General features: G+C 42.9%; 13 protein-coding genes and 1 riboswitch. Of the genes, 6 read left to right on the forward strand and 7 right to left on the reverse strand.

Translation table 11 applies throughout. The features are described 5' to 3' along the window. Positions 1-613: 613 nt before the first annotated feature. The gene (locus K6V21_RS23700; protein WP_217715873.1) at positions 614-1,816 is read right to left on the reverse strand and encodes a hypothetical protein; all 1,203 of its coding nucleotides are present in this window, start codon (positions 1,814-1,816) and stop codon (positions 614-616) included. Positions 1,817-2,242: 426 nt separating this feature from the next. Here K6V21_RS23700 and K6V21_RS23705 point away from each other — a divergent pair, with 426 nt between their 5' ends. The 4 genes from K6V21_RS23705 to K6V21_RS23720 all read left to right on the forward strand — a co-directional run bounded on the left by K6V21_RS23705 (position 2,243) and on the right by K6V21_RS23720 (position 5,758). Then, complete coding sequence (locus tag K6V21_RS23705; protein ID WP_115501668.1) at positions 2,243-2,932, forward strand: response regulator transcription factor; 690 nt, start codon at positions 2,243-2,245, stop codon at positions 2,930-2,932. Continuing rightward, positions 2,907-4,691: a sensor histidine kinase gene (locus K6V21_RS23710; RefSeq protein WP_224320083.1), complete on the forward strand. Its 1,785-nt coding sequence runs from the start codon at positions 2,907-2,909 to the stop codon at positions 4,689-4,691. Before K6V21_RS23705 ends, K6V21_RS23710 begins: the two co-directional genes overlap by 26 nt. Before the next feature lie 91 nt (positions 4,692-4,782). Further along, positions 4,783-4,987, forward strand: a riboswitch (cobalamin riboswitch). Positions 4,988-5,215: 228 nt separating this feature from the next. Further along, positions 5,216-5,518, forward strand: a complete 303-nt coding sequence (locus tag K6V21_RS23715) for a GNAT family N-acetyltransferase (protein WP_007214485.1) — start codon at positions 5,216-5,218, stop codon at positions 5,516-5,518. 9 nt (positions 5,519-5,527) lie between these two features. Beyond that, positions 5,528-5,758 (forward strand): (4Fe-4S)-binding protein, encoded by a 231-nt coding sequence (locus K6V21_RS23720; protein ID WP_007214486.1) that lies wholly within the window; start codon positions 5,528-5,530, stop codon positions 5,756-5,758. 69 nt (positions 5,759-5,827) lie between these two features. Here the strand turns inward: K6V21_RS23720 and K6V21_RS23725 are convergent, their stop codons facing one another. From K6V21_RS23725 to mutY, 6 genes are all read right to left on the reverse strand, one after another. Then, complete coding sequence (locus tag K6V21_RS23725) at positions 5,828-7,201, reverse strand: tryptophanase (RefSeq protein WP_224320084.1); 1,374 nt, start codon at positions 7,199-7,201, stop codon at positions 5,828-5,830. A 121-nt stretch (positions 7,202-7,322) separates the two neighbouring features. Beyond that, positions 7,323-8,216: a M23 family metallopeptidase gene (locus K6V21_RS23730; protein WP_224320085.1), complete on the reverse strand. Its 894-nt coding sequence runs from the start codon at positions 8,214-8,216 to the stop codon at positions 7,323-7,325. 18 nt (positions 8,217-8,234) lie between these two features. Beyond that, positions 8,235-8,867: a 4'-phosphopantetheinyl transferase family protein gene (locus tag K6V21_RS23735; RefSeq protein WP_224320086.1), complete on the reverse strand. Its 633-nt coding sequence runs from the start codon at positions 8,865-8,867 to the stop codon at positions 8,235-8,237. Positions 8,868-8,880: 13 nt separating this feature from the next. Continuing rightward, positions 8,881-10,227 carry a gliding motility-associated protein GldE gene (locus K6V21_RS23740; protein ID WP_217715878.1) on the reverse strand — a complete coding sequence of 449 codons (1,347 nt, stop codon included), beginning with the start codon at positions 10,225-10,227 and terminating at the stop codon, positions 8,881-8,883. Positions 10,228-10,250: 23 nt separating this feature from the next. Then, positions 10,251-10,709, reverse strand: coding sequence for a single-stranded DNA-binding protein (locus K6V21_RS23745; protein WP_224320087.1), 459 nt, complete (start codon positions 10,707-10,709; stop codon positions 10,251-10,253). A gap of 78 nt (positions 10,710-10,787) precedes the next feature. Continuing rightward, complete coding sequence (mutY, locus tag K6V21_RS23750) at positions 10,788-11,828, reverse strand: A/G-specific adenine glycosylase (protein ID WP_224320088.1); 1,041 nt, start codon at positions 11,826-11,828, stop codon at positions 10,788-10,790. Between the two features lie 271 nt (positions 11,829-12,099). Between mutY and K6V21_RS23755 the strand changes: the two genes are divergently transcribed. Together K6V21_RS23755 and K6V21_RS23760 are read left to right on the forward strand one after the other, a co-directional pair. After that, complete coding sequence (locus K6V21_RS23755) at positions 12,100-12,375, forward strand: HU family DNA-binding protein (protein WP_007214495.1); 276 nt, start codon at positions 12,100-12,102, stop codon at positions 12,373-12,375. A gap of 276 nt (positions 12,376-12,651) precedes the next feature. Next, positions 12,652-14,226 (forward strand): ribonuclease E/G, encoded by a 1,575-nt coding sequence (locus tag K6V21_RS23760; protein ID WP_007214496.1) that lies wholly within the window; start codon positions 12,652-12,654, stop codon positions 14,224-14,226. Positions 14,227-14,273: the final 47 nt, after the last annotated feature.

Below are 14,273 nucleotides of genomic sequence, written 5' to 3' on the forward strand. Positions count from 1 at the left end.
TCTTGAATTCTATTTATAGAATAAATACTTATAAAATATAATTTTTACATATCAATATTAGGATAAAAAAAACATCGTATAAACAGATAAAAAGTTATTTTATAAGCATAACAACAAGGATAATGCATCAAATACATCATTTTTAAAGCTAACATCCCATATTTTAAATCAATATGATTTTATAAAAATCAAAAACCAATATGTTAATACGATATTTCATACTTTGCTAAAGTATAAAAGCAAATATATTAGTATTCATTTGCATATTTTTAATGTAATTTATGCGGCAAATATTAAAAATATTCATATATTTGCAAACAAATCCAAATTATAGAGCTTATGAAAAGAAATTATTGCTTATCATTAGTATTGCTTGCATTATTTGGGATATCTTCTCCATATTCAGTTAAAGCTTCCAATGGAGAAAACACACCAAGTTCCCAAAGAACTTAGTCCATTTTCAAGGATTTTTTTCTGACTTATCCGGAAAATACATAGTTAACAGTTAGATGAAATAGCCAAAGTTGACTTAAGAAAAAACAGATAAAATGAAAAAACGAACAAATTCCGCCAACAACTTTTAGCTACGCATTTACATAATGCACCCTCTCTTCTACTTTCCTATCGGTTGAATTTTCCTTCTCACATCCTTAGAAATTTCCAGAAACATATAGTTCAATTTACCGGAGTGGATGCCTTCTTTATTTTGCTTATACTTATTATTAGCATATTGCTTAGACTTATCAAATGTGAGACGTGACATCTGATTCTGTGATTTACCCACCATCGTTGAGTCTAGCTTCTCATCCGGAAAGAAATCATCCAGATCCACATCACCAATCATGGTAGTTTCAAGGAAGTTCATATTCTTGCGACCAGCATCTGTATAATACCCCACAAACATATGTCCCGGAGTACGAACCAATATGGGCTCTATATTAATGGCACGAAGCAGGGAAGCAAACAGCACGCTACCATCCACACAGTTAATCTGCGAAGACTCCAGCGCATCATCAAACGTGCGAACACGCTGGGAAAAGACCACATTACTGGACAAACTGGTATTGGAAACAGAACTGTAACGGAAATTACGCTTTTGAAGCACGTTCCATAAAGCATAGACTTGCTTGTCCACCACTTCAGCATTGCCACCTTGATAGCCCAAGAAACGATTGACAATACGGGTATTCAGTGCTTCACGCAACAATTTGTCAATCATCGGATTCTCCTCATTAACGTATGCCGCAAAGAAAATTCCTGTATCATGAAACTTAGTCCCATTCGTAACATACCCCAACAGACATTCATTGATGCTGCGAACAGAAAAAGTACGAACCCGCTGCCCCAAATCTTTATCATTCATTTCGACCTTAACAGCCACACTAACCGGTTCCGCCTGGTTATTATTCTTCAGCGCTTCGTAATTCCAGATAATATCGGGATAGATCGTATATTCCGTCCGTGGTTTAGCCAACACAAACTCAGATACGGAACGGGAAAAAAACGGAGTTTCAGCAACTTCAATACGCACCCTGCTATACGCCTTCCCAGAACGAATCCGGATAGAAATGCAGGATTTAGAATTACCCACATATAAGGAATCAGCCGGAACAATGACTTGCGCATCCGTCGTCGCTACAGAAAGAATACTGGAAGGAAAGATGTTGCCTCCCAACTCATCCGCTATCTCAAACCCGGAACGGAACGGAGCCGTATTCAGCCAAAAGGAACCTGCCACAACAACCACCAATAAAGCTATCAGAGCGGGCAAACGCCATTTATATCGCCGAAAATTTATATTAGTCAACTCTTTCATACCAATGTTATTTATATTAAGACAAAGGTAAGTATAAAAACTGAAAAACTAGGATGTAAAAGTAATAGTTTACAGTTCTTCACCTTACCAAAACCGTGTCAAAGCCTTACCAAGTCCGTGTCAAGTCCGTATCAGGTCCGTACCATCTCCGTACCTATACGCTTGGATCTGATACGAACCCAATACGGAGTTAATACGGACCTGGTACGGACTTGATATGGAGTTAATACGGACTTAGTACGGACTTGATACGGACTTAGTACGGACCGGATTACCTTCAGCACACACTAAAATGTAACCGAATTGTAACACGTGTTTCACTTTCCCGTAACAAAAACACCGCACCTTTGTCGCTGAAAAGAAATAAAGTATAACTTTGTGGTAGGAGAATTTGTTTTGAATACCTCATATTAATTAGAAAAAGCAATGAACGATTATCGTATTTTAGTTGTAGACGATGAAGAGGACCTTTGCGAGATCCTGAAATTCAACCTTGAAAATGAAGGGTATGAAGTGGACACGGCCCACTCCGCCGAAGAGGCGTTGAAAATGGATATCGGTAGCTACAGCTTGTTGCTACTGGACGTGATGATGGGAGAAATATCCGGTTTCAAAATGGCCAGCTTACTAAAAAAAGATAAGAAGACCGCTCAGGTACCCATTATATTCATCACCGCCAAGGATACGGAAAATGATACGGTAACCGGCTTCAATCTGGGAGCTGATGATTACATCTCCAAACCTTTCTCTCTGCGTGAAGTCATCGCACGCGTCAAAGCTGTATTGCGCCGCACCCAGCAAGGAGAACCGGAACGGGCACCGGAGCAAATCAGCTACAAGACGTTAGTCATTGATATTGTGAAAAAGAAAGTTAGTATCGACGGGGAGGAAGCCCCTCTCACCAAAAAAGAATTTGAGATATTACTTTTACTCCTCCAGAGCAAGGGACGCGTATTCTCCCGCGAAGATATACTGGCACGGATATGGAGCGACGAGGTCTATGTGTTGGACCGCACCATCGATGTGAATATCACCCGTTTGCGTAAGAAAATAGGTATTTATGGTAAATGCATCGTAACTCGCTTAGGATATGGATACTGCTTCGAAGCTGAATAATACCACACATTTCCTGTCGTTCAGCCGGAAGTTATTTCTTTCGGTCATTTCACTGTTTCTGGTATTTGCCGGATGCTTCCTGGCGTATCAATACCAACGTGAAAAAGAATATAAGATAGATCTGCTGGATATACAGCTACAGGACTATAATGAACGATTGCACCAGGAGCTTGCCCGCATTCCGGACAGCTTATGGAACACGACTCTGGAACGATACCTGCAAAAATACATTAAACAGGATTTACGTATTACAGTAGTTAATGTACAGGGTGACGTATTATATGACAGCTACGAATATCAGAAATTAGGCAATCATATCAACCGCCCGGAAGTACAAAAAGCACTGGCAGAAGGAAAAGGATATGATGTACGCCGTACCTCCGAAACAACGGGAGTGCCCTACTTCTATTCTGCCACACTCTATGAAGGCTACATCATACGTTCCGCCCTCCCCTACGACCTGAACCTTGTAAGACACCTTGCAGCAGACCAGCACTACATCTGGTTTACCCTCATCGTATCATTACTATTAATTTTCATCTTCTACAAATTCACCTCTAAACTGGGGACAGCCATCAATCAGCTACGCGAGTTTGCCAAACGTGCCGATAAGAATGAGCCTGTGGAAACAGATATGCAATCCGCCTTCCCACACAACGAACTGGGAGAGATTTCACAACATATCATCCAAATATACAAGCGACTGCGGGAAACCAAAGAGGCACTATACATTGAGCGGGAGAAATTGATCACCCACTTACAAACCTCGCATGAAGGATTGGGCGTATTCAATAAGGACAAGAAAGAAATCCTGGTCAACAACCTGTTTACACAGTATAGCAACCTGATTTCGGACTCCAACCTGCAAACAACAGAGGAAATATTCTCCATCAGTGAGTTCCAGAAAATCACGGATTTCATCAACAAGACTCCCAAGCGTCCGGGCAAGGAAGAAAAGCGTATGTCTATCAGCATCAATAAGAATGGACGTATGTTTATTGTAGAATGTATTATATTCCAGGACTTAAGCTTCGAGATATCCATCAACGACGTCACCCAGGAAGAAGAGCAGATACGCCTGAAACGCCAGTTGACACAGAACATTGCACATGAACTGAAGACCCCGGTCAGCAGTATACAGGGCTATTTGGAAACCATCGTCAACAATGAAAACATCTCCCGGGAGAAGATGCAGACATTCCTGGAGCGATGCTATGCTCAAAGCAATCGGCTAAGCCGACTGCTACGCGACATCTCCGTATTAACGCGTATGGACGAAGCCGCCAACATGATCGACATGGAGAAAGTAGACATCAGCCTGTTGGTAGGCAATATCGTAAACGAGGTATCCCTGGAACTGGAAGAAAAGCATATCACCGTAGTCAACTCCCTAAAACCGAAGATACAACTACGGGGAAACTACTCCCTGCTATACTCCATTTTCCGCAACCTGATGGACAATGCCATTGCTTATGCAGGCACGGATATACGCATCAACATCAGCTGTTTCCGCGAGGACGAGAATTTCTACTATTTCAGTTTTGCCGATACCGGCGTAGGTGTCTCTCCCGAACATCTGAACCGCTTATTCGAACGCTTCTACCGGGTAGATAAAGGACGCTCACGCAAACTGGGCGGTACGGGATTGGGATTGGCTATCGTAAAGAACTCGGTAATCATCCATGGAGGTACCATTTCGGCCAAGAACAACCAGGGTGGCGGATTGGAATTCGTATTCACGCTGGCAAAGGAAAAGTAAGAAGCGGTTAGTGGTAAGTGATTAGTGATTAGCGGTTTGTGATTGCATAAAAAAATAATCACTTATCACTAACCACTAATCACTTTTTTCCTTATCTTTGCGATGCATTGGTTTACTGTCTTTGTTCGGAGACGGTAATTAAAAGGGAATCAGGTGCAAATCCTGAACAGTCCCGCTGCTGTAAGTTTCATGATAGGTTGCAGGCAAACTACCAATAGCCACTGGAAGTCCGCTTCCGGGAAGGCGCCTGGCAACAGAAACAAGTCAGAAGACCTGCCATGCACTGTTTTTATCACTGCTTTCGAGGAAAAAGCGTTGAGTCTAAATGAAACGGGCAAATCGTCCCATCATTTCATTCATCCACTCTGCTTCAAAGAAAGTAAGGAACAATAAACTCTGCCAAGTTTATTTGAATGGTGTCCGGTCGAAGGGATTTCGCCCGGACATTTTATTCTGTAACTTTCCCAAAACAAATTTCATCATCCGCGTGTTATACATACAGTAAACAATTAATACGAAGAGTTATGGAAGCAGATTATGAACTGATCGACAATGAAGAACGTCACCAATATGAGTTCCATGTCGATAAATATACTCCAAAGATTGAGTATATAAAATCAACGAATGGGGAGATTTACCTGACACACACCGAAGTACCCACTCAACTGGGTGGTAAAGGCATCGGCAGCCAGTTAGTAGAAAAAGCATTAAAAGATATAGAAAAACAAGGACTTAGATTAGTACCTCTCTGCCCGTTTGTAGCGGGATACATTCACAAACATCCCGAATGGAAAAGAATTGTAATGAAAGGTATTCACATTCAATAATAAATAGTTATGAATATAAAGAAAGAATATACGAACGGGGAAGTGACCATCATCTGGCAACCCGGCCTGTGCCAACATGCAGGCATTTGTACCAAGACCCTTCCGAATGTGTATCATCCGAAAGAAAAACCGTGGATAACGGCTGAAAATGCAACGACGGAAGAATTGATCGCTCAAATCAAGAAATGCCCGTCAGGAGCATTAAGTTACAGAATGAATAACGAGAAAGAAGATAAATAAAAGAAATGAGGTTACCCCTTCAACATATGAATTCGGGTAACCTCATTTGTATTATGAAAAAGAAAGTAGTTATGTACGTTCCAATTGAACAGTGAAATGACGCATCAGGGGAGCCTCCCAAGTAATACGGACTCCATTAGTAATACTTTCACGACGGTCGAAAACATTCTTCAACGCTACTGCTATTACATTCATGTGATTATCCGTATATACGCGGCGGGGAATAGCCAGGCGCAATAAATCCAGTCCGGTAAAACGGTTCTCACGGGTAACCGGATCACGGTCTGCCAGAATATAACCGATTTCACATCCTCTGATACCGGCTTCAAGATATAGCTCAACCGTTAGAGTCTGTGCCGGGAATTCCTTCTTCGGTACATGCGTCAGTACCTTCGTTGCATCCACAAAAATGGCATGTCCGCCTGCTGGACGCTGATAAGGAATACCGTATTCATCCAACTTCTTTGCCAGATATTCTACCTGACGGATGCGGGTTTCCAGATTATCAAATTCCGTATTCTCATCCAGTCCTGTGGCAAGTGCATTCATGTCACGACCATTCATACCACCGTAAGTAAGATACCCTTCATATTGCACGCAAAAGCCTTTGGCACCTTCGTACCAATCTTTTTTTCGTGTAGCAATGAAGCCTCCCATATTGACGATACCATCCTTCTTGGCACTCATAGTCATACCATCTGCCAGGTCGAACATCTCTTTCGTAATTTCCTTTATCGTTTTACCGCTATAGCCATCTTCACGCATTTTGATGAAGTAAGCGTTTTCCGCAAAACGTGCGGAGTCAAACAATACAGGTTTATTATACTTATCCGCAAGAGCACGGACTTCACGAAGGTTCTGCATGGATACGGGCTGTCCGCCGGCCGTGTTGTTCGTAATGGTAACGATGATAAACGGTATACGGTCAGCATGCTCCTGCAATGCTTTTTCCAATTTCACAGGATCGACATTGCCTTTAAAAGGTATTTCCAACTGAGTATTCTTCGCTTCATCGATGGTGCAATCCAAAGCAATGGCCTTCCGGCCCTCGATATGTCCCTTTGTGGTATCAAAGTGAGAGTTGCCCGGAACAATATCTCCCTCATGTACCAGATAAGAGAAAAGCACATTCTCGGCTGCACGTCCCTGATGGGTGGGAATGACATATTCAAAACCAGTCAGACGGGTGATCACTTCTTTCAGGTTGAAGAAGGAGGAAGCACCTGCATAACTTTCGTCGCCCAGCATCATCGCTGCCCATTGGCGATCGCTCATTGCTCCCGTACCGGAGTCGGTTATCAAATCGATATATACTTGCTCGGATTTCAGCTGGAACACATTGTAATGGGCTTCTTTCAGCCATTGTTCACGTTCCTGGCGGGTACTCTTCCGAATGGGTTCCACCATTTTAATTTTCCAAGACTCTGCAAAAGGTAATTCCATAGTGCTTGCTTATTATTTTGACATTTAGTTAACAAAAAGACCCGTAGAAGAATTTCTACGGGTCGAATATAAGCATTTACACAAGATTTAGCAAATACTTTACTATCTTTTTGTCAACAAATCATTCCTTTGACAGAAATTTCTTCTTCTCCTTCTTACTCATCTCCCGCACAACAACCGCGACAGGATGCCAGGACTTATACATCACACGAGGTTCAGGCTTGCCTACTTCCTCCTGAGAAAGACAAAAATCAGGTACATACGAGTAATCCGGCTGATCGGGACAATAAATACTGAAACGCAAATGGGAACCCTGCTTGTAGTTCTCTCCGCCAATGATGCCAAGCGGCTGTCCCGGAATCACCTCTTCACCCGGAGAAACAAAGATCCCTCCATTCTGGAATAATTTATAACGGGCAAAAGTTCCGTCCTTATGGAAAACTTCCAGATAATTTTCCGTCGAATGGAACGATGTGTTTTCAGAAGTGGAAGCGGCATTATCAACAATCTCGGTCACAAGCCCGCCACGGGAAGCAAAAATGGTATCACCGGCAATTGTAGAAAAGCCAAGTCCTGTAACACGTTTCTCTCCTTCTTTCCCAAGGAATTTCTCTAAAGCCACCATCCGGTTAACACGAACCACCTTACCAGGCGCCAAAGGGAAAAGGTAGACAAAATTAGTATCCGTCTTCAAACGGTTATTTCCTTTTTTACAGGTATAGCGATATGAGAATCCAATCGAAGCATTTTCCGTAGACGGACGCAAAGTCAACAGTCGTGTTTTACCATAATGAATAACAGCATCATAAACCTCTCCTTCGGAAAAAGTCGTATTACTCAACCGGGAAAAAGTCATAGATACCGTATAAGGCGTATGCAACCTAGTTTCGGCATAGAAAGTCACTTCCCCTTTGGCAGACCGTTCATAGCTTACCGTGACAGCTTTATCCGACTGTGCATAAGCCAGTAGAGGCAAACAGAAAAGAAGAAGACAAAAATAGTGTTGTAGTTTCATAATATCATGCTTTTAAGATTAATCAACTTGCCAGGTCAGCACAAAATCCGGATGCAACATATAGTGAATTTCAAATTTACGCTGTCCCGGCGTTCTGTACTCTTCAGCCGAGAAAGCCCCTTTTTCAGTAACCGTAAAAGGAAAAATACGCAGATGCTCCCGGAAATCAACCTCCGGCGTGTTCATACATTTAAACATCACTTCTTTGGCCGACCAATGGAGCAACAAAGCCCAGGTATCCGTTCCCTGATACGAAGACAGAGGTTCATCAGCACGCATATATTTATGCGCCACCTTATGCACCCGCTCACCGTATTGCTCTATATCAATGCCCACTTCCTTACCGGCTTCACCGATAATCACCGATACATACCCACGCGTATGAGAAATACTGATAGATGCAGATTTATCTGCCAGATACGGCTTCCCGCTGGGATAGTAAGCAACTTCCTTTTCCTCTCCCAGCAAAGTGAACAGCAACACACGAACCGACAGCCATTCCAAACGGCGATGTTCAGCTGAGAAACGCTGCAACCCTTCCAGGTATGTTTCCTGTTGCGGAAGCATGCTCAGCAATTCATCCTGTGTTTCGTCCATCTTCCAGACTCCCCACTTATATGAAGGATACGTATGTTGTATGAAAAGAGACATATTATTTTATAAATCAATCTTTCTTATCGGAATCCGACGGAGGAGTATTGATGGTGAACTTCACTTTAAGAATACGGCGGTTATCCATCTCCAGGACTTCAAATTCATAGTGATCGTAGGTAACCTTTTCATGCAGGGCAGGGAATTCACCTTTCAGCTCCAGCAATAATCCTGCAAGCGTATCGGAATCACCCGCCACTTCATCAAAGACTTCCTCGTCCACCTTCGTGATCTTATAAAAATCCGTCAACTGAGTTTTGGCTTCAAACACCCACGTATGATCGTTCAGCACTGCATACGTACGTTCTTCATCATCATATTCGTCGTGAATCTCCCCGACTATCTCCTCGATGATATCCTCCATTGTCACAATTCCCGACGTACCGCCAAATTCATCAACCACAATGGCTATATGAATCTTATTGGCCTGAAAATCACGCAGCAAATCGTCAATCATCTTAGTTTCCGGAACAAAATAGGCCGGACGTATCAGCGATTGCCAACGGAAGTCCACCTTATTCAAATGGGGCAGCAGATCCTTGATATATAAGATACCTTTGATATTGTCCCGGTTTTCAGAGTAAATAGGAATACGGGAGTAAGCATTTTCGATAATACATTGCAATACATCCTTGAAAGGCGTGCGAATATCCAAATCAACTACGTCCAGACGGGAAGTCATCACCTCCTTCGCCGTTTCACCGCCAAAACGAATGATACCTTCCAGAATATTATTCTCTTCCTTCAGTTCCGCCTTATCCGTCAGTTCAAGGGCATGAGAAAGCTCGTCTACCGAGATATTATGGTTTTTACGGGCAAAATGCTTGTTCAGGAATGAAGTGGAACGTACCAGCATAGAAGCTACCGGATAAAAAAGGGAACGAAACATCCAGATACCCGGAGCGGAGAAGCGGCAGAAAGCCAACGTCTTCTGGGCTGAATAAATCTTCGGCATGATTTCACCGAAAAGAAGCAGAAGGAAGGTCAGGATGACAGTCAGTATCAGAAATTCCGCAATAGGAGAATGAAACTCGAACACACTCATGAAGAAGAAGTTGCAGAGCATGATAATGGTCACATTCACAAAATTGTTTGTTATCAGGATGGTTGCCAGCAACCTTTCCGTATCATCCAGGAGTTTACTAATCTTCTCGTCCGAGGGGTGTTTCTTCTCATCAATGGCGTTCAGGTCGGATGGAGAAAGAGAGAAAAAGGCTATTTCTGAAGCTGAGGCAAAGCCTGATACGAGCAACAGCAAACCTGCCAACACAATGGCGATAATTGCCGAAATAGTAGGGCTATGTACGGATATACCATTAAAAACATCTGCCAACTGGCATAAATAAGCGTCTGGGTCCAAAGATCTTGGTTTTAGTTAAACAATTAGAACGGTAAATCGTCCGTTGTATTATCTTGTGCAGGAGTTGCCTGCGATTGTGCCATGGGTTGTGCGGGAGTACCTTGTGACATACCCGGTTGTGGAGCGGCAGCACCCAGTGCAGCAGTTCCTCTGGGGCTCAACATCTCCATAGAGTCCACAAAGATTTCCGTAACATAGCGCTTTGCACCTGTTTGGTCATCATATGAACGGGTACGTATTTTGCCTTCCACATAAAGTTTATCCCCTTTATGCACATATTTTTCGGCTGTTTCTGCCAGTCCGCGCCAAAGTACCAGATTGTGCCATTCCGTCCGTTCGGGTACCTGCGTACCGTTAGCCAATGTGTATGCACGGTCTGTAGTAGCCAAAGGCAAAGAAGCCACAGCGATACCGGAATCAAGGTATCTTACTTCAGGATCTCTACCTACATTTCCAATCAATATTACTTTATTTACTGACATAAGCCTTTTTTCTTTTTATTTGAATTTGCTGCCAAAATTAAACAGAATAATCACACAATGCAAGAGTTAGCGCAACTTTTATAGATATTTCTCCAGAAAGGCATGCACCAGGCGAGAGACCGCATACTGCTCCAAATCCTCTGTTTTCACCCGCTGGAAGGCAGAAAAAGAAGTGGAACTTTCCGGTAAAACAACTTCATAGAAATTAGCATAAATCACCCTGTGGGAGAGCACATGCTTCACATTTCCACTGATTAAGCGCAGTCCCGAAGCTTCCCCGTCTGCAAAAAGCGCGCGTACCTGCGGCAATTCACGAAACTCTTCTTCCGTCACAGGCGCTTCCGTTTCTATCAGCGGAAATTCGAAAAGATTTTTCCAGATATCATCCTCCGTCCGCTTATGTAAGTAGGTACACGCGCCCACACGTACATATATATAGTTGAAATAACGATTGGTGGTTTTCGTCTTATGCTGCTTTACGGGCAACTTCGTTATCGTGCCCTCCTTCAGGGCGGAGCAACTGTCAACCAAAGGGCAAAACAGGCAATTCGGTGATTGCGGCGTACACTGTATGGCACCGAAATCCATTATCGCCTGATTGTAGACAGCAGGCTGCGATTTATCCATCATCTCATCTGCCAAAGCAGCAAACAATTTCTTGCCTTCCGTACTATCCACTGGCGTATCAATGCCGAAATAGCGGGAAAGCACACGATAGACATTCCCGTCCACCACAGCATAAGGCATACCGTAGGCGGATGAGCAAATAGCCGCAGCAGTATAGTCCCCTACCCCTTTCAACGCACGCACCCCTTCATAAGTAGCCGGAAAAACACCATTCATGCTTTTTGCCGCCGCATGCAGATTGCGTGCACGGGAATAATACCCCAGTCCCTGCCAGCATTTCATCACTTCATCTTCCGGTGCTTCAGCCAAGGCTGTCACATTAGGAAAACGATGGATAAAACGCAAAAAATAATCATAACCCTGCGCTACCCGGGTCTGTTGCAGTATAATCTCTGAAATCCATATAATATAAGGGTCAGTGGTATCCCGCCAAGGCAATTCACGCTTGTTTTCGGCATACCAGGCTATCAATTTCTCACTAAATATATTCATCTCTATTACAGATAGTTATAAAAGTCTAAAAAGGGCAACATCTTTCGCCTCGGACGGTTACCTTCTTTGCAATTCATGGCTACATCCCTAATATAAAAGGGTGTAGCCCTTCCTACAGCACAAAAATAGTTCTTTTTCCCCCAACAAACCTTAATCAAAAGACTTTTTTAGAAAATTGTCCAGAATATATTTTTTAGAGAGCGTAAAAAGCTATATATTTGCAGTCCAAAAAATTAGGAAACTATAGTAATAATATTTTTTTTAAAGAAAAATGACTAAAGCTGATATTGTAAACGAAATTACAAAGAACACCGGGATTGACAAAGTAACAGTGCTTACTACGGTTGAAGCGTTCATGGACACAGTAAAAGCATCTTTATCAAAAGATGAAAATGTTTACCTCCGCGGGTTTGGTAGCTTCGTAGTGAAGAAAAGAGCACAGAAAACTGCTCGTAACATCTCAAAGAATACTACGATTATCATTCCGGAACACAACATTCCGGCATTTAAGCCTGCAAAAACATTCACCATCTCCGTGAAGAAATAATAAACAAGAGTATTAACCTATTAAATTATTGAAGCTATGCCTAGCGGAAAGAAGAAAAAAAGACATAAAATGTCTACGCACAAGCGTAAAAAAAGACTAAGAAAGAACAGACATAAAAGCAAAAAGTAATTTTTAGTCTGAAGGACAGAAATAAAGAACAAACTTGTGAAGCTATTTGTCTCGCGAGTTTGTTCTTTGTTTAAGTAACAAATTGTAGTCGGCAAGGCTACTTATACCCCTCGCTGACTTTAGAACCTAAAAAAGCAAGAAAAAATTGTGACAAGCGAACTCGTTGTAGACGTACAGCCCAAAGAGGTTTCCATCGCCCTGCTCGAAGACAAGAGCCTGGTGGAACTTCAAAGCGAAGGAAGAAATCTTTCTTTCTCGGTGGGCAACATGTATTTAGGACGAATCAAGAAATTGATGCCCGGCCTGAATGCCTGCTTCGTGGACGTGGGTTACGAGAAAGACGCTTTTCTTCATTATCTGGACTTAGGTCCTCAATTTAACTCGTTAGAGAAGTACGTAAAGCAAACTTTAAGCGATAAAAAGAAACTACCGCAAATCACCAAAGCAACCATACTTCCCGATCTTGAAAAAGATGGTACCGTAGCCAATACACTCAAGGTGGGACAAGAAGTAGTGGTGCAAATTGTCAAGGAGCCTATCTCTACCAAAGGTCCGCGCCTGACTTCCGAAATCTCATTTGCCGGAAGATATTTGGTGCTGATACCTTTCAACGACAAGGTTTCCGTATCACAAAAAATTAAATCGAGCGAAGAACGCGCCCGCCTCAAACAATTGCTGATGAGTATCAAACCGAAGAATTTCGGAGTAATCGTCCGCACCGTTGCCGAAGGGAAACGCGTAGCCGAGCTCGACGGAGAGCTTAAAGTTTTATTAAAGCACTGGGAAGATGCTGTCACCAAAATACAGAAAGCTACTAAATTCCCGACATTGATTTACGAAGAAACCAGCCGTGCCGTAGGCTTATTGCGCGACTTGTTCAATCCTTCTTTCGAGAACATCCACGTCAACGACGAAGCCGTGTTCCACGAAATCAAGGATTACGTAACTCTTATCGCCCCTGACCGGGCAGGAATCGTAAAACTGTATAAAGGACAACTCCCCATTTACGACAATTTTGGTATCACCAAGCAGATCAAGTCTTCATTTGGCAAGACGGTTTCATACAAGAGTGGTGCCTACCTGATTATTGAGCATACTGAGGCGCTTCACGTAGTAGACGTGAACAGCGGTAACCGCACCAAGAATGCCAACGGGCAGGAGGCCAACGCACTCGAAGTGAATCTGGGAGCTGCCGACGAACTGGCTCGCCAGCTGCGACTGAGAGATATGGGTGGTATCATTGTGGTGGACTTCATTGATATGAACGAAGCCGAAAACAGACAAAAGCTTTACGAACGTATGTGTGCCAACATGCAGAAAGACAGGGCAAGACATAACATCCTACCGCTCAGCAAATTCGGACTGATGCAGATTACCCGCCAGCGTGTGCGCCCGGCAATGGATGTCAATACCACAGAAATCTGTCCCACCTGTTTCGGAAAAGGCACCATCAAGTCCTCTATCCTCTTTACGGACACTTTAGAGAGTAAAATTGACTACTTAGTCAACAAACTGAAGATTAAGAAATTCTCGTTACACATCCACCCGTATATTGCTGCTTACATCAACCAGGGACTCGTTTCCCTGAAACGGAAATGGCAGATGAAATACGGATTTGGTATCAAGATTATTCCAAGCCAGAAACTTGCGTTCCTGGAATATGTATTCTACGACCCGCAAGGGGAAGAGATTGACATGAAGGAAGAATTCGAAATTAAATAAGAAAGACGGCGAAGTAAATCAGAAACTTCGCCGTCTTTTTTTGTTTT

This window comes from Bacteroides cellulosilyticus, from assembly GCF_020091405.1.
Lineage (GTDB): Bacteria > Bacteroidota > Bacteroidia > Bacteroidales > Bacteroidaceae > Bacteroides.

What these genes read in the sequence shown, in the direction of transcription:
- K6V21_RS23700 (WP_217715873.1), bottom strand. Translation starts at nt 1,816, where the DNA reads ATGAAAGAGTTGACTAATATAAATTTTCGGCGATATAAATGGCGTTTG.
- K6V21_RS23705 (WP_115501668.1), top strand. Translation starts at nt 2,243, where the DNA reads ATGAACGATTATCGTATTTTAGTTGTAGACGATGAAGAGGACCTTTGC.
- K6V21_RS23710 (WP_224320083.1), top strand. Translation starts at nt 2,907, where the DNA reads ATGGATACTGCTTCGAAGCTGAATAATACCACACATTTCCTGTCGTTC.
- K6V21_RS23715 (WP_007214485.1), top strand. Translation starts at nt 5,216, where the DNA reads ATGGAAGCAGATTATGAACTGATCGACAATGAAGAACGTCACCAATAT.
- K6V21_RS23720 (WP_007214486.1), top strand. Translation starts at nt 5,528, where the DNA reads ATGAATATAAAGAAAGAATATACGAACGGGGAAGTGACCATCATCTGG.
- K6V21_RS23725 (WP_224320084.1), bottom strand. Translation starts at nt 7,201, where the DNA reads ATGGAATTACCTTTTGCAGAGTCTTGGAAAATTAAAATGGTGGAACCC.
- K6V21_RS23730 (WP_224320085.1), bottom strand. Translation starts at nt 8,216, where the DNA reads ATGAAACTACAACACTATTTTTGTCTTCTTCTTTTCTGTTTGCCTCTA.
- K6V21_RS23735 (WP_224320086.1), bottom strand. Translation starts at nt 8,867, where the DNA reads ATGTCTCTTTTCATACAACATACGTATCCTTCATATAAGTGGGGAGTC.
- K6V21_RS23745 (WP_224320087.1), bottom strand. Translation starts at nt 10,709, where the DNA reads ATGTCAGTAAATAAAGTAATATTGATTGGAAATGTAGGTAGAGATCCT.
- mutY (WP_224320088.1), bottom strand. Translation starts at nt 11,828, where the DNA reads ATGAATATATTTAGTGAGAAATTGATAGCCTGGTATGCCGAAAACAAG.
- K6V21_RS23755 (WP_007214495.1), top strand. Translation starts at nt 12,100, where the DNA reads ATGACTAAAGCTGATATTGTAAACGAAATTACAAAGAACACCGGGATT.